Source organism: Lysobacterales bacterium (assembly GCA_016703225.1).
In the GTDB taxonomy this organism is placed as follows: domain Bacteria; phylum Pseudomonadota; class Gammaproteobacteria; order Xanthomonadales; family Ahniellaceae; genus JADKHK01.
In genome coordinates this window covers 439,211-454,532 of sequence record JADJCM010000003.1, presented here as the reverse complement: position 1 = coordinate 454,532, position 15,322 = coordinate 439,211, and the positions used below count along the sequence as shown (strand labels likewise).

The 15,322-nt window shown below is 64.0% G+C and carries 12 protein-coding genes; 1 reads left to right on the top strand and 11 read right to left on the bottom strand.

Translation table 11 applies throughout. The features are described 5' to 3' along the window. Positions 1-17: 17 nt before the first annotated feature. From IPG63_15210 to IPG63_15180, 7 genes are all read right to left on the bottom strand, one after another. Positions 18-1,286, bottom strand: coding sequence for an RHS repeat-associated core domain-containing protein (locus tag IPG63_15210; protein MBK6728548.1), 1,269 nt, complete (start codon positions 1,284-1,286; stop codon positions 18-20). After that, positions 1,276-1,869 carry a hypothetical protein gene (locus IPG63_15205; GenBank protein ID MBK6728547.1) on the bottom strand — a complete coding sequence of 198 codons (594 nt, stop codon included), beginning with the start codon at positions 1,867-1,869 and terminating at the stop codon, positions 1,276-1,278. The genes IPG63_15210 and IPG63_15205 overlap by 11 nt, the downstream gene beginning before the upstream one ends. Further along, entirely contained in the window at positions 1,866-3,017 is a 1,152-nt protein-coding gene (locus IPG63_15200; protein MBK6728546.1) for an RHS repeat-associated core domain-containing protein, read from the bottom strand. Before IPG63_15200 ends, IPG63_15205 begins: the two co-directional genes overlap by 4 nt. Positions 3,018-3,642: 625 nt before the next feature. Beyond that, positions 3,643-4,953, bottom strand: a complete 1,311-nt coding sequence (locus tag IPG63_15195; protein MBK6728545.1) for an RHS repeat-associated core domain-containing protein — start codon at positions 4,951-4,953, stop codon at positions 3,643-3,645. Continuing rightward, on the bottom strand, positions 4,950-5,342 hold the full coding sequence (locus IPG63_15190) for a hypothetical protein (protein ID MBK6728544.1): 393 nt from the start codon (positions 5,340-5,342) through the stop codon (positions 4,950-4,952). Before IPG63_15190 ends, IPG63_15195 begins: the two co-directional genes overlap by 4 nt. Continuing rightward, entirely contained in the window at positions 5,332-5,754 is a 423-nt protein-coding gene (locus tag IPG63_15185; protein MBK6728543.1) for a hypothetical protein, read from the bottom strand. The genes IPG63_15190 and IPG63_15185 overlap by 11 nt, the downstream gene beginning before the upstream one ends. 17 nt (positions 5,755-5,771) lie before the next feature. Beyond that, positions 5,772-10,787, bottom strand: a complete 5,016-nt coding sequence (locus IPG63_15180; protein ID MBK6728542.1) for a hypothetical protein — start codon at positions 10,785-10,787, stop codon at positions 5,772-5,774. Between IPG63_15180 and IPG63_15175 the strand changes: the two genes are divergently transcribed. Then, on the top strand, positions 10,749-11,990 hold the full coding sequence (locus tag IPG63_15175; GenBank protein MBK6728541.1) for a hypothetical protein: 1,242 nt from the start codon (positions 10,749-10,751) through the stop codon (positions 11,988-11,990). The two genes, IPG63_15180 and IPG63_15175, sit on opposite strands and share 39 nt — an antisense overlap. Before the next feature lie 335 nt (positions 11,991-12,325). On the opposite strand, the gene IPG63_15170 is transcribed toward IPG63_15175, so the two are convergent. The 4 genes from IPG63_15170 to mltG are packed head-to-tail and all read right to left on the bottom strand — an operon-like array spanning position 12,326 to position 15,321. Continuing rightward, complete coding sequence (locus tag IPG63_15170) at positions 12,326-12,676, bottom strand: PilZ domain-containing protein (protein ID MBK6728540.1); 351 nt, start codon at positions 12,674-12,676, stop codon at positions 12,326-12,328. 31 nt (positions 12,677-12,707) lie between these two features. Continuing rightward, positions 12,708-13,694: a DNA polymerase III subunit delta' gene (gene holB, locus IPG63_15165; protein MBK6728539.1), complete on the bottom strand. Its 987-nt coding sequence runs from the start codon at positions 13,692-13,694 to the stop codon at positions 12,708-12,710. Continuing rightward, the gene (locus IPG63_15160) at positions 13,691-14,320 is read right to left on the bottom strand and encodes a dTMP kinase (protein MBK6728538.1); all 630 of its coding nucleotides are present in this window, start codon (positions 14,318-14,320) and stop codon (positions 13,691-13,693) included. The genes holB and IPG63_15160 overlap by 4 nt, the downstream gene beginning before the upstream one ends. Continuing rightward, positions 14,317-15,321 carry an endolytic transglycosylase MltG gene (mltG, locus tag IPG63_15155; GenBank protein MBK6728537.1) on the bottom strand — a complete coding sequence of 335 codons (1,005 nt, stop codon included), beginning with the start codon at positions 15,319-15,321 and terminating at the stop codon, positions 14,317-14,319. Before mltG ends, IPG63_15160 begins: the two co-directional genes overlap by 4 nt. Between the last annotated feature and the right edge of the window lies 1 nt (position 15,322).

The window sequence follows — 15,322 nt, the reverse complement described above, 5'->3', positions numbered from 1 at the left end:
ATACGCCTCCTACATTATCAATCATCGCTGCATGGAATGCCGTTTCCTATCACGACATCCCTGTCGTCAATGCCGTCACGCGGATTGCAGTCGAAGTCAGCACAGCCAAACTCAGAAGGAGCAAACAGAAACCCAGTTGGCCCCATGGCATCAAAAATCATCTCGGGATCAAAAAAACCCTCTTCATACTTGCGGTATCTTCCCTTGCTGTCTGGCCCCGGCTGCCCCAGTTTCTTCCATTCATCAAACAACTCCATCGCAGCCTCGCGATCTGGAATATCCGGAGCTCCGTCGACCTTGCTGTTCCTGTGATACCAACGCCTGAACTTTTCTGGCAGCCCCCACCACCTGTCAAATTTCGACTTTCCACCTATATCTACATAGTTAATAGCATCCGAGCCAACATAAGCAAAGACGTTACTGTCTCCACCCCAGAACCGTATCGGATCCTTCGCCGTCCACCTCCCGCTGATCGGGTCGTAGTCACGCGCACCGAATCGCGTCAGGCCAGTGTCTCGGTCGTAGAGGCCGCCGGCGTAGGCGAAGGGTTGGAGGCCGGGGTTGGTGTCTTCGATGACGTTGCCGTATTCGTCATACGCGAGCCGTTGGGCGATGCTGCCGTCGGCAAGGTCGATCACCAGGCGGACGCTGCCGAGGTGGTCGCTCAGGATGCGATAGGTGTGGCCGCCCTTGAGCATCAGGCTGGGCACGTGCGGGCGGTCGGCGTAGAGGAAGCTGGCGACGATGTTGCCGGCGCCGTCGAGTTCGGCCACCGGTTCCAACTGACTCGCGTACAGCAGGCCCCACTTGCGCACGCCGTCGATGCTCTTGCCGACGCGGCGATTCAATCCGTCGATGTGGTAGCTGACGACGCGGCCGTCGGGCAGATCGACGCCGCGCAGGTTGCCGAACTCGTCGTACTGGTAGTTCGTCACCGCGCCGGTCGCGCTGTCGGTGCGCCGCGTCAGTTCGCCGTTGCGGGTGTATTCGTACTGGCAGGTGCCGTAGCTCTGCATGCGATCCTGCGCATCGAAACTGCCCGCGACCGTCACCTCGGCAGTCCCCGCGAGATCGCCCAGGCAAGGCCACACCCGACCCCGCAACGGCGACGCCGCACCGATGCGGTGGCTGGTGCGATTGCCGTTCGAGTCGAAGCCGTAGTCGCTCACCAGCGCACCACCGCGATGCACCGTGTCAAGCCGGCCTGAGAGCTCATAGCCATACGCCTCCGCAAACCCCGCTCCGCCCGCGTTCTCGCTGCGTGTGGCGATGCGGCTAGCGAACATCGTCCCCCCGAACGCCGTCAGCGCGTGTCCGGTTGATCTGGCACTTCCCATGGTTGCTGGGAGGACACTCGTACGCGCGCACGGCGTGCTCTAGATCCAGACAGATACTCCGGCTGTCGGCGTCCATGATCGTTTGCCCCAGCGTCTTCTCCAGCTCGCTGAGGATTGCGTCCGCGACCGTGGCCTCGCCGCTATACATGACCTCGATCACCGGTTCTCTCGGCAACACAACGTACAAGAGTCGAACGGCACCGACAGTCGCGAGCAGGCATTGCCCACCGTCTCGACCGAAACCGCGCATGCAACCGCGCTGGTTCGGGCCGCACGCTTGATTCCGCTCCGCAATACGCATCATCAGGTATTCGCCACCGATGTTCACCGACGCCCCCTTCTGGATGTCATTGAACAAGATCATCGTCGCACCTGTGCTCCGATCCAGACCGCCGCTGCGTCCCTGCCCCGGCACGAAAGTAATGGCCTTGCCTCCAAATTGAACGGTCGACTCGAACCAGGCCCGAATCGCCAGCAAGGCAACCCCGAGCACCGCGACCAGCAGCCAGACGCCGAAGATCACCTTCCTCACTTGGCGGCCTCCAGAATCTTGTGCAACTTCCCAAGCGCACGCAGTGCGTCGAGTTGGTCAGGCACCAGAGTTTCCTCCGCCACGTCCGCCGTTTCACTGAGCAGGTGATTGAGGGCCTCTCGTTGACCGTCTCTCGCGCTGTTGAACTGCTCCAGGAGCAGGAGGTTCATCATATCCGGGTCTGGACAGATGGCTTCTTGCTGCTCCTGCGATAGTTTTTCCCACTTATCCAGTGCTTCGCGGGCTGCACGATTGCGATCCATCTTCTCGGCCATTTCTGAGCCAGCACTCGCAGCGTCCAAGATTTCAGAACCCACTTCAACCGCAGCGATCACGCCGGCAATTACCACCACAACCGCCAGCCATGCAGGCTTTCCTTCGACATCCAGATAGTTGATCGGGTCCAGCAGTGCGTATGCATAGAAATTGGTCTCTCTTCCCGAAAACCCCACCGGATCCTTCGCCGTCCACCTTCCCGCCACCGCGTCGTAATCGCGCGCGCCGAAGCGGGTGAGGCCGGTGTCTCGGTCGTAGAGGCCGCCGGCGTAGGCGAAGGGTTGGAAGCCTGGGTTCGTGTCTTCGACGATGTTGCCGTATTCGTCATACGCGAGGCGTTGGGCGATGCTGCCGTCATTGATGTCGATCACCAGGCGGACGCTGCCGAGGTGGTCGCTCAGGATGCGGTAGGTGTGTCCGCCCTTGAGCATCAGGCTCGGCACGTGCGGACGGTCGGCGTAAAGGAAGCTCGCGACGATGTTACCGGCGCCGTCGAGTTCGGCCACCGGTTCCAGCTGGTTCGCGTACAGCAGGCCCCACTGGCGCACGCCGTCGATGCTCTTGCCGACGCGACGATTCAGTCCATCGATGTGGTAGGTGACCACGCGAGCGTCCGCCAGATCGACGCGGCGCAGGTTGCCGAACTCGTCGTATTGGTAGTTCGTCACCGCGCCGCTGGCGCTGTCGGTGCGCCGCGTCAGCTCGCCGTTGCGGGTGTATTCGTACTGGCAGGTGCCGTAGCTCAGCATGCGATCCTGCGCATCGAAACTGCCCGCGACCGTCACCTCGGCAGTCCCCGCCAGATCGCCCAGGCAAGGCCACACCCTACCCCGCAACGGCGACGCCGCACCGATGCGGTGGCTGACGTTCATTCCGATTCCGCCCTCGTTTCACTAACCGACATTCTCAACTCTTGAGTCGGCTCGCTCTCGGTTTCAGGACCGTCGCTTACCGGTGCACGCCACGCTGGAACGTAGCCGCTCGGCCACGCCCCCTCAAAACAATGTGCGGTGGGCCTTTCTATCAACGCATCCGCGATGCTCTTCATCTCACGGGGATCGGTCCACCAGTATGAGAATCGGACGCCCAAGTCGCGCCTTCTTGAAAGCACTTCGGCCGACACATCGAGCAAACCTTCCTTCAGTCGAAAGACCCTCACGTAGCACAGGACATCGCCATCATCGAAATGCGTAACCAGGACGCAATTTCGATTGCCTGCACAAATCTTCTTGGAAATCACCCGAGGCATTCTGGATTCAATCTGTTTGCTCGTCCCAATCTCATACCAGATCGGCGGCCGGCCTCGCTTCCCTGCTTGGTACGCAGACGTGAGTGGATTGTCACCTTGCCCCCTCTCCAGAACCCATCCACCAGAGGGCAAGATAACTGGCCTTCCGCCGATGATGGCAACGTGCCCAAAGAAGTGAATTGTCGATCTCGCGGCTGCACCAACAAGTATGCAGACCAGCACGAAAACGAACCATCTAGCCGACCGCCTCATCGCGGCTTCGACAAATCATTGATCGATGGCAACGGCATGTTTGACTTCACCGCCTCCTTCGCGTGTTCGCCGGCCTGCCACGCTTCTCCAATTTGTTCCTTCTTAAGTTCCAAGATCCTGTCTTCAACCGTACCGTCACTGCACATAGCCTGTTCTTCTGCTGTGCATTCGTTGTATAGACACCTATCTAGCATGTCATTCAGTCTATCGATTTCCTTATCTATATTATCGACGTCAATTTTTGATTGTGCCATTTCAGCAAAATGCTCGCTCGTTTCAGACGGCGAAATAACATGTTTGTCGACAATGTACCAACCCACACCTATTGCAATCGCAGCAACCGCAATAACGTAATAAACTTCGCCATTTATGTCCAAAAGGTTTATTGGATCATCGCCGCAGTAGTAGTAGCGATTTGGGTAGGCAGAAATCACATTGAGTCGATCCTTCGCCGTCCACCTCCCCGCCACCGCGTCGTAATCGCGCGCCCCGAATCGCGTGAGGCCGGCGTCTCGGTCGTAGAGGCCGCCGGCGTAGGCGAAGGGTTGGAAGCCTGGGTTCGTGTCTTCGATGACGTTGCCGTATTCGTCATACGCGAGCCGTTGGGCGATGCTGCCGTCGGCAAGGTCGATCACCAGGCGGACGCTGCCGAGGTGGTCGCTCAGGATGCGGTAGGTGTGGCCGCCCTTGAGCATCAGGCTCGGCACGTGCGGGCGGTCGGCGTAGAGGAAGCTGGTGACGATGTTGCCGGCGCCGTCGAGTTCGGCCACCGGCTCCAGCTGGTTCGCGTACAGCAGGCCCCACTGGCGCACGCCGTCGATGCTCTTGCCGACGCGACGATTCAGTCCATCGATGTGGTAGGTGACCACGCGAGCGTCCGCCAGATCGACGCGGCGCAGGTTGCCGAACTCGTCGTATTGGTAGTTCGTCACCGCGCCGCTGGCGCTGTCGGTGCGCCGCGTCAGCTCGCCGTTGCGGGTGTATTCGTACTGGCAGGTGCCGTAGCTCAGCATGCGATCCTGCGCATCGAAACTGCCCGCGACCGTCACCTCGGCAGTCCCCGCGAGATCGCCCAGGCAAGGCCACACTCGATCCCGCAACGACGACGCCGCACCAATGCGGTGGCTGGTGCGATTGCCGTTCGAGTCGAAGCCGTAGTCGCTCACCAGCGCACCACCGCGATGCACCGTGTCAAGCCGGCCCGAGAGCTCATAGCCATACGCCTCCGCAAACCCCTCCCCGCCCGCGCTCTCGCTGCGCGTGCTGATCCGGCCAAGCCGGTCGCGGGTGTAGGTCGATTCCATCATCGGGGCAACGGGGCAACGTCGGATGCGCGCTCAATTCTCAGCAGGCGCCAGCGGCCATCGGCGGTACGCTGGTATGAAGCCTGAAACTGCAGCTCGCCAGTCGGCGGTGCATCCTCACCAATGCAATCGACGCCCGGTTGACCCGAACATCGCACCTCCACGGTCACACTCAATTCCACGCCATCGCTCCATCCGTCTTCCGGCATCACGCGCAGCACCGACTGTGCCCTCACACGACTTCCGGACGATTGCAGCATTTCATCGATGTCCGTGCGAATCTGCTCTGCGTTCGGAGGGTCCCCGTGCATGCATCCGCCGACGACGATTGCGCATCCGACGACAACAATCGCGATACTTGATCTCACGGCGCCGATCCGACTATCGGTCATCGCTGTTCCGAACTTCCGGCACTGCCGATGCCTTCGTGACGGTTAGCCACCCACTGTAGAACTCTCCCGGCGTGTTATCGCCGTAGCGGAATACACCTTTAACCATTACCGGACGACCGGTCAGCTTGTCGATCTTGGCCGCACTCGCCTTGCGCGTCAGAAAAATGCAGTCACTGGTCCATGCCATTCGTGGTTGAGGACACAGCGCAGATTGCTCAACACCGACTAGGTAATAGCCGAACGTCGTCAACTCCTGCCCATCGAAGCGACTTGGGTTGGCGACGAGTGCGGTCAGCGCCACCCATCCCGTGTGCGCGCCAGATTCTTCGCGTCCGTGTGATACCAACTGCGTCACCAGGATCGCACCGAGTGCCGCAAGGATCGGAGCCGCCGATATAGCTTTGTTGTACATGCGCCCTCCTCCGCTCATCAGTCAGGGACGGGGATGAACGGCTGCGAGCTAGCCGCATCCACATCCCAACCCGGTTCAAAGTGATGAAATGACTCAGTACCCGAAGCGTCCTTGACGCCCGAGTATCCGGTCTTCTCGAAATGATCGGTTACCACCTTGTCGGGACCAGAAAAAGCGGGGTCCTTGATGTGGTTGTGGTACCACGCCACATCGTCCGAATCGGGCCTTCCGACCCGACACTCACCCCTCGCACCATCTCCGACATCATCCGGTGGCGTTCCCGGCTTGGGCTCCTCGTACGTGAAGCAATCGCCGTCCTGCCGAATCCATCCGCAATATTCACGGATTGGGCTATCCGGGTATTTTTCCCAGATATGCCGCAGCGCGTCGACCGCAGCGGCTTGGTGCGTATCAAACCTGTCCCCCGGTGCCAAACCGGAGGGATCAATCAAATTGATCGAGTCCCCCGCAGCATACCGATACATGTTGGTGTCGCGCCCTCGGAACCCAATCGGATCCTTCGCCGTCCACCTCCCGCTGAGCGGGTCGTAGTCGCGCGCGCCGAAGCGGGTGAGGCCGGTGTCTCGGTCGTAGAGGCCGCCGGCGTAGGCGAAGGGTTGGAAGCCTGGGTTCGTGTCTTCGACGATGTTGCCGTATTCGTCATACGCGAGGCGTTGGGCGATGCTGCCGTCGGCGAGGTCGATGACCAGGCGGACGCTGCCGAGGTGGTCGCTGAGGATGCGGTAGGTGTGGCCGCCCTTGAGCATCAGGCTCGGCACGTGCGGGCGGTCGGCGTAGAGGAAGCTGGCGACGATGTTGCCGGCGCCGTCGAGTTCGGCCACGGGTTCCAGCTGGTTCGCGTACAGCAGGCCCCACTGGCGCACGCCGTCGATGCTCTTGCCGACGCGACGGTTCAGGCCGTCGATGTGGTAGGTGACCACGCGAGCGTCCGCCAGATCGACGCGGCGCAGGTTGCCGAACTCGTCGTATTGGTAGTTCGTCACCGCGCCGCTGGCGCTGTCGGTGCGCCGCGTCAGCTCGCCGTTGCGGGTGTATTCGTACTGGCAGGTGCCATAGCTCTGCATGCGATCCTGCGCATCGAAACTGCCCGCGACCGTCACCTCGGCAGTCCCCGCGAGATCGCCCAGGCAAGGCCACGCCCGACCCCGCAACGGCGACGCCGCACCAATGCGGTGGCTGGTGCGATTGCCGTTCGAGTCGAAGCCGTAGTCGCTCACCAGCGCACCGCCGCGATGCACCGTGTCAAGCCGGCCTGAGAGCTCATAGCCATACGCCTCCGCAAACCCCGCTCCGCCCGCGTTCTCGCTGCGTGTGGCGATGCGGCCGAGGCGGTCGCGGGTGTAGGTCGATTCCATCATCGGGGCGCCATTGTAGGTCGCGCGGTAGCTCAGCGGTTCGGCGAAGTCGTTGTGGGTCCAGGTGTCGCCGAGACCGCCGATCTGCGTGCCGGTGAGCAGGCCATTCGCGGCGTGACGGCTCAGCGTCAGCGTTGCGCCGGCGACGCTCGCCGAAGTGACCAGACTGTCGTTGTCATAGCCATAGGTCACCGCCGCACCGCCGACCACGCTCAGGCTTTGGATGCGGCGGCCGGAGCCGTAGGTGTAGTCGACGCGGCCGTTGAGTTCCGGGCCGAACCAGATCTGGGCACCCAGGACTTCCTCGTTCCAACTCAGGTTCAGCTGGTTGTCGCCTTCAGAGACTGCATCGATCCGACCGGCCGTTCGCGCAATTCCGCGATTCCCGCCCGAGTAGGCAACGCTGTTGACCGCGGAGCTTCCGAAACTGCGCCCGAGCAAGACGCTGCGCCCATCGGGCCGCACGGCTGCCGTCAGCTCCGAATCCAGATCGCGCGGGTAATTCGTGTGCCAGTCGCCCGCACCCGCCGACGGTGGTCGGTAGGCCGCCAGCTTGTTGGTGGGTGTGTAGTCGAACTCGTGGGCCGGACGACCGGGCGGAGTCACCCGCGTCAGGTTCGACTCGGCGTCCCAACCGAGCCCGATCACGCGCGAGTCCGGCAGCGTGATCTGCTCGGGACGACCGGCGTCGTCGCGGTCATAGCTGACGCGGCGGCCGGCGGGATCTTCGACCCATTCGAGGTAACCCTGCGCGCCGTAACCGACACGGATCACGCGCTGGTCTGCACCAGCGCCGACGCGAACTTCGTCCAGTCGACCGTCGGCGCGATAGTGATAGGCCACATCGGCCAACCCACCCGCCGTCTGCCGCACCGGCTGCCCCTGCAGGTTGAACTGCGCCGTGTGCTGGCGGCCCTGCGGAGAGGTGGAGGTCCAGGTGCGCGTGGCGCTGTCGTAATGGCGCGTGTAGGTGCGACCATCGACCACCGTCGTCTCGGTGCGGTCGATCGTGCCGAGCGAGCCATCGCCGGCGACCTGGAAATCACGGCGCTGCTCGACCACGGCGCCGAGACCCTGGCTGCGCCCGGCGTAGCTGGCGAGCGGAAATTGCGGGTCGAACGCGCCCCGCGTCTGGACTGTGCGACCTTGGCTGTCGCTGAACTGCTCCGATCCATCCTGGCGTTCGCTCGAACGCGTAAAGGAGCGGTCGCGGCGCACACTGTAGCGGCTGACACCACCCAGCCGATCGAACTCGACGCTGGTATGGCTTTGGCGGAGATGAGGTGAAATGCGTTCACCGCTCTTTGCCCAACGACTGGGCCAGACCCGGGGGAAGGAGTTCCAAGTGCGGCCGCTCGCATCCGTGGTGGACAACAATCGTCCCAGCCTGAGTGGATGCCATTCGTAGGACTTTTGACTGCCGCGCGGCGTCACTGCGCTGGTGTAGAAGCCATTGATGTCTGGCTCGAACGACCATGTGTCTCCTCCCGACAGTTCCGCGTGCACCATGCGCCCTTGCGGGCTGGTCTGGAACGTGGACGTACTCCCCCAAGGTCCGGCTATGGCGAAGCCGTTCGCATTGCGGGTGATCGACGTGCGATTGCCGAAACCATCCTCGATGGCGTTGATTCTGCCGCTGCCATCATATTGATAGGACCGCAGCACGCCACCGGTGAGCGGATGCAGCGTCCGCAGATGCCGACCGCGGGCGTCGAATTCCTGCACTGCCGAGCCATCTTGTTCTGCAATCAGGTGCTTGGACACATGCGAGGTATCGGCAAAGGTCTGGCCCAAGGTCAGCAAGTCGTTGGAGAAGCCGTAGTCAACCAGTCGAACCACCCCGTCGGGCAGCAGCATGGGCCGGACGCCAATGCCCAAGCGCAAATTGCGCGCGAACGCCCGGTTACCCCCGGCCGCGTCCCAGCCAAGCGCGCCGCCACCCGCTCGGGTGAAGATCCGGCCGTCCCGCGAAATTTCGCGTAGCCGTCCACCGCTGGCCCCGTCCCGGTCCGTAAAGTAGAGGACTCCCTCGCGACCTACGGCCAGGACGAGCAAATTGCCGAGAGGTTGGCTGGTGGCTGGCGCTCCCTCCTCCGGCGAGCCGACCAGTCCGTTGCCGGCCAAGGTCGTCACCAGGCCCTGTGCAGAAATGCGGCGAACCCGTGTGCCGGCGATGACGATCAGATCGCCGTCGAGGTCGGTATCGAGCGCCCGGATTTCGCCGAGCAGCGCTTCGCGCGCTGGAACGCTCTCGCCGGTATCGGCGCCGCCGCCGGCGACGTGGCTCAGACCACCCTGATCGGCGACGTAGATCTTCCCGGCGCAAGCGAGGTAGACCTGGTCCATGAATGCTGCGATCTGACGTTGAGGGCCAGACGCACAATTCGCCGCCGCGAGCGTCTCGATGGGAACCAGCCGCTGCAATCGACCCGTACGATCAATCCGCAGGAGCCCCTGCGCGTCCATCAACAGGATCCGACCGCGATGATCGGGTTGCGGCGCCACAGTTTCCTCAGACCAAAGCGTTGAGCCCGCGGGGCAACCGAGCCCGTCCTCTCCCGTGCTTCGACCGAGCATTCCGATGCAAGATCGCGCAATCTCCCGCCACTGTCCGTCCGGCCGTTGCTCACCCAGTGTTTCCCAGTACAGGTAGTCTGCATCCTCGTGCCCGCTGAGCGCGATGATCCCTCCCTCGGGCGTAAGCCGGTTCGACAACCGGCCCAAGGGAACGCCTCCTGTCGACCTCGTCAATGTCGCGCCGCCGATGCCGGCACGGCCAGGTTCGATCTTGCGCTGACCACCGCTGCCGCCAAATACCACCATCGCGGCCGGATCCAGCACCTGATGCAAGTCGATGCTCCAGCCTCCCATCCCCTGCCCGTCGGCATTCCACGACACGGACTTGGCGAGCGGCAATGACTCCGGCCGCCACTGCTTGGTCAATGTGATCTCCGAACCGCCACGCCCAGTCACAGTCAGACCGCCAGTCGACAACGAGCCGGAAAAACGCGCGAAGGCGCGCGCGAATTCGCTCGGCGCCACGTATCGAGCCGGATAGCGGTAGTGCAATTCGAACGAGTAGGGAATCGCGCCTTGCCAGCCTGGGCGGCGGTAGGCATCTTGAGTGGGGACATCGAACAGCGCCTTCGAGTCCTGCAGCCGCTGTCGGCCACCCTCGGCCGGCAGCAAGGTCAAGTTTCGAGTTTGCCGAACACCGAGTAGCTGAAAACTGACCGCTGCACTGCGCAGACTGCCCGGCAGCGTGTTGGAGGTGAGTCGCAACGAAATCCGCGTCCGTATCGCTGCGCCACTGATCCGGTCGCTGCGATAGCTCAGACCATTGCCGGTGCCGGGAAGCGGCAATTTCAGGCCCATCGACTGCGTCTTGCAGTAGTAGATGCTGCCCTCCTCGCAATCCTCCTTTTCGGGATCGTCGGTCTCGTCGTCGTCTTCGGCACTATCGGGATCGTTCGCCGGATCATCGTCGTAGGGGTCGTCCTCAAGGTCTGGGTCGGTCGGTTCCTCAACGTCATCTGGTGGCACATAGGGCCAGTTGCAGTCCCAGGGTGTGAGGTGATCGAGCGGCGTGCGCCAGAGTTCGGCGCCGACGGCGTAGGTTTGCGCGAGGCGCGCGCGCTCGGCGCCGGAGATGCCCATTTCGGTCAAGGCCTCGGCAGTTGCCGCCAGCCCGCTCCCGTCGATGTCGATCTGCGCCAGCGCGTTCTCGACGCCGACGATCTTGATCACGCGGCCGTTGTCGGAAGGTGCCCACGATCCCGCACGGAAGTCGTACCAGCCTGCCGGCACGCTCTGACCCACCGGAAAGCCGAGGAAATTGTCGACGTAGAGACCCACCGGCTGCGAAAACTGCACACGCTTGGCGCCAACAGCCAACGCCTGGTCGGCCGACAACTCCACCGCATAGGTGTAGGCAGATGTCGGCGGCAACTGCCCCGGCATGCGCTCCGGCCCACCCGCGCCCACCGTGTACTCGGTGGCACGGAAGTTCAGCACCGGCATCGCTACCTCGCGCCCATCGGACAGCGTCATCGTCGCTTCGGTTCCGGCCGGGAAGAACACGCGCGCCTGGCGCGTACCGTCTTCGTCGAGAATGCTGCTGCCCGAAACCAACTGCGCCGGCGCGGAGGGACCGAGCACCACTGCGGTCATCTGCGCATCGAGCGCGATCATGCGCAGATCATCGACCAGCGCCCAGTCACGCCAGGTGGTGCGGAGCTGGCGTTGCACGCGCAGCCGGTCCGACTTCTGGAAGTCGAGGATCAAGTCGCCGCCGCCATTGACCAGCAGGTCGTAATGACCGTCGAAGCGGCTGTAGGTGTAGCCGAACTCGGGATGATCGAGGATGCGCACCAGCACGCCGGGCAGCGGCTGTCCGTCTTCGTCGAGCACGCGCCCGCGCAGGATCGCCGCGCTGTAGCGCTCGACCAATCCCTGCGGCAGCCCGCGCTGGATCGGCTGCGGACCAAACGCGATGAACTCGCTCACATCGAGAAAATCGGTGGCGACGGTGGGATCGATCGGGGGCGCGACAACGGTGGGATCGGGCGGCACGAACTCCTCGATGCAGGCGAGATCGAGCAGGCCGTCGTCGTCGGCATCGCCCTGCGTCGCGCAGTTCTGCTCGCCTTCCTCGAAGCTGCTGCCAAAGATGCCGTCGGTCTTTGCGGCAACGACTGCCGACGCGCCGGCAGCCGGTACCACGATCGCGGCCGAGCCGACCGGCAACGCGCCGAGGCCGAGCATCAGCATCGAGAGCACCGCCAACCACGGCGGCAGGCGCAAGGCATGCGAGCGAGGCAAGACGCCGGCGTGCGCAGCGGTGGCGCGGGAAGCATCTGAGCGCCCGAAGACTCGCGCCGAAGAGATGCACGCAAGTGGAGTTTGGGTGACGGAGGGCATCAGGGGATTCCTCAAGGAAAAGGACACCCGCCGCGACCAGCGCCGCAGGTTGGAAAACAGGGAGATTGCTGGCTCCGCCGAGAGACGGACCCGGGCGGGCGCAGAACGCGGCCCGAGCGAGGGCGGGGATCTTAGCGCCGTGTGTCAGTTTGTCAACGAAGCGTGACGACGCATGGACAGATGATTCTGCGGGAAATGGCGCGATTGCCGCGCGCAGTAAAGCCGATGAGACGCGACGAAACCGGAAAACTGGCGGCGGTCGTCACGCCGCTCGCTTACATCGTATGCGTCGGTCGCTCGGCGTTGAGGGTGGCGCCGAGGAGGGCTTCGATCTTGGACTTGGCGGTTTCACCGTCGGCAGTTTCGTTGAACTGCACGCCGATGCCGGCGGTGCGGTTGCCCTGGGCGCCTTGCGGGGTGATCCAGACGACTTTGCCGGCGACCGGGAGGCGGTCCTTGTCTTCCATCAGCGAGAGCAGGATGAACACTTCGTCGCCGAGGTTGTAGCGCTTGGTGGTTGGCACGAACAGGCCGCCGCCTTTCACGAACGACATGTAGGCGTTGTACAGCGCGCCCTTGTCCTTGATCGCGAGCGAGAGGATGCCCTGACGCGGCATGCCCCCCATTGCACCTGGTGTTGCGCCCATCTCCGACTCCTCAGGCGGCGTTCGCGTTGACCGCAGCGCGCCATTCGTCCAGCAATTCGATGATCGCGAGATCCTTGCGCAATGGCGTCGACAAGCGCGCCCGCGCCAGGTTCAGGTGATCCCACCATGTCTGCAGCTTGCGGAAATCAGCCGGCGCGGTCAAGCGCGCGATCGCGCTGACGCGCGCGGACGACGGCAACGGCAGCGGCGGGCGCAGTGACAGCAGCACCAGCCGCGCCAGCATCGCGAACAGGAATTCGCAGTCCTGCTCGCCCCAGCGCGCCGCGATCGCAGCAAGCGGTTGCCCGCGCGCGGCATCCCCCAGATCGCCGATCAGCGCATCGAGCACGCGCCCGGCATCGGCATCGAGCAGGCCCTTGGCGGCGCCGGGATTGCCATCGGCGAGCAGCAGCGCTTCGTCGACGCTGGCCGCAGCCGCGCCCTGCGCGATCAGCCAGGCACGCGCAAGCGCGAGTTCCGGCGGTCGCAGTTCGATGCGCTGGCAACGGCTGCGGATGGTCGCCGGCAGCCGCGCCGGGTCATCCGCGATCAGGATCAGCGCGGTGTTCGCGGCCGGTTCCTCCAGGGTTTTCAGCAACGCATTCGCGGCTGCGGTGTTCATGCGCTCGGCGGGATCGATCACCACCACCTGCCAGCCACCGAACGAAGGACGCGACGCAAAACGCTCGCCGAGTGCACGGATCTGATCGATGGTGATTTCGGTGCGCAGCTTGCCGTCGTCGCGTGCCTCCAGTTGCACCGTCACCCGGTCCGGATGCGTGCCGGCGCGCTGCAGGGTGCAGCCACGGCAGCGGCCACAGGCGAAGCCGTCGAGGCCCGGCGCGGTGCACAGCATGCGTTCGACCAGGGCCGCGACCAGATCGCGCTTGCCTAGACCACTCGGTCCGGTGAGCAACAGCGCATGCGGAAAGCGTTGCGCATCGATGCGCGCGCACAGCCCTTCCCACAATGGCTGCAGCCAGGGTTGCAGGCTCATGGCGCGTCGATCCAGCGGCGCAGCTCGGACTTCACCGCCGCCGCCACTTCGGCCTGCGACTGGCGCGCGTCGATCACGCGGAAGCGCGCCGGATCGGAGGCGGCACGCGCGTGATAGGCGTCCTGCACGCGCTGGTGGAACTCGGCCTGTTCGCGCTCCATGCGGTCGCGTTCGCCGCGCGAGAATGCGCGTGCCAGGCCTTGCTCCACCGGCACATCGAGCAGCAGGGTGAGATCGGGCGCAAGCGGCGCTGCCCATTGCTCGAGCGCGGCGATGCGCTCCAGCGGTTGCCCGCGTCCGCCGCCCTGGTAGGCATAGCTCGCGTCGGTGTAGCGGTCCGACACCACCCAGCGACCCGCCGCCAGCGCCGGCAATATGCGCTCGCGAACATGCTGCGCGCGCGCCGCGAACACCAGCAGCAGTTCGGTCTCCGGCTGCATCACGCCAGTCCAGCGGGCATCGAGCGCGAGCGCGCGGATGGCTTCGGCCAGCGGCGTGCCGCCCGGCTCGCGGGTCAGTTCACAGGCGATGCCGCACTCGGCCAGGGTCGCGGCGATCACCGCCATCACCGTGCTCTTGCCGGCGCCCTCGCCGCCTTCGAGCGTGATGAAGCGCCCGCGGCTCATCGCAACTGGTACTCGCGCACGGCGCGGTTGTGCTCGGCCAGCGTCGCCGAGAAGGCATGCTCGCCATTGCCCTTGGCGACGAAATACAACTCGTCGCCCGCGGCCGGACGCGCGACCGCGAGCAGCGCCGCATCGCCGGGCAAGGCGATCGGCGTCGGCGGCAGGCCGAAGCGGGTGTAGGTGTTGTAGGGCGTGTCGGTCTCGAGATGGCGGCGGGTGATGTTGCCGTTGTAGCTGTCGCCGATGCCGTAGATCACGGTCGGGTCGGTCTGCAGCATCATCGGCATCTTCAAGCGCCGCACGAACACGCCGGCGATGCGCGACCGTTCTCCGGCACGACCGGTTTCCTTTTCGACGATCGAGGCCAGCGTCAGCATCTCGTCGGGCGAACCGAGCGGCAGTTGCGGATCGCGCTCGGCCCAGCGCTGGGCAAGCCGCGACTGCATCGCCTTGTAGGCGCGTTTCAGCACGTCGACATCTTTCTGGCCGCGCACGAACGAGTAGGTCTCAGGCAGGAAGCGGCCTTCGGGGTGCACGCCGCCGGCACCGATGCGCTCCATCACGTCGTCATCGGACAGCGCGTTCAGGGTCTGTTCGAGTCTCTCTTCGCGCGACAGTGCCAGGCGCAATTCGCGAAACCGCCAGCCCTCGATGATGGTGAACTGGTGGTGGATGACATCGCCGTCGGCCATGCGCCGCAGCAGCCGCCGCGGCGTCATGTTCTGGGTCAACGCATACTCGCCTGCGTGCAGACCGTCGAGCACGCCCATTTCGTGCGCGAGCGCACGCCAGTACCACCAGGGCGCATCATTGCCGGTCGCGGCCTTGATCTTGCGCACGATGCTGCGAAACGAGGTACCGAGATGCACGTCGAGCACGACTTCGTGCGCCTGCATCCGCAGTGCCCGGTCGGAAAACAGCCGGTAGTCGCGATACAGGTAGGCGCCGGCACCGAGGGCAATGACGAGGAGCAACAGCAACAGTCGCTGGATCATGCGCATC

Bases quoted from the DNA above. Each gene is read 5' to 3' on its own strand.
- IPG63_15160 (MBK6728538.1), bottom strand. From the start codon at position 14,320: ATGAGCCGCGGGCGCTTCATCACGCTCGAAGGCGGCGAGGGCGCCGGC.
- IPG63_15210 (MBK6728548.1), bottom strand. From the start codon at position 1,286: ATGTTCGCTAGCCGCATCGCCACACGCAGCGAGAACGCGGGCGGAGCG.
- IPG63_15200 (MBK6728546.1), bottom strand. From the start codon at position 3,017: ATGAACGTCAGCCACCGCATCGGTGCGGCGTCGCCGTTGCGGGGTAGG.
- IPG63_15170 (MBK6728540.1), bottom strand. From the start codon at position 12,676: ATGGGGGGCATGCCGCGTCAGGGCATCCTCTCGCTCGCGATCAAGGAC.
- IPG63_15195 (MBK6728545.1), bottom strand. From the start codon at position 4,953: ATGATGGAATCGACCTACACCCGCGACCGGCTTGGCCGGATCAGCACG.
- IPG63_15185 (MBK6728543.1), bottom strand. From the start codon at position 5,754: ATGTACAACAAAGCTATATCGGCGGCTCCGATCCTTGCGGCACTCGGT.
- IPG63_15190 (MBK6728544.1), bottom strand. From the start codon at position 5,342: ATGACCGATAGTCGGATCGGCGCCGTGAGATCAAGTATCGCGATTGTT.
- IPG63_15180 (MBK6728542.1), bottom strand. From the start codon at position 10,787: ATGGGCATCTCCGGCGCCGAGCGCGCGCGCCTCGCGCAAACCTACGCC.
- mltG (MBK6728537.1), bottom strand. From the start codon at position 15,321: ATGCGCATGATCCAGCGACTGTTGCTGTTGCTCCTCGTCATTGCCCTC.
- holB (MBK6728539.1), bottom strand. From the start codon at position 13,694: ATGAGCCTGCAACCCTGGCTGCAGCCATTGTGGGAAGGGCTGTGCGCG.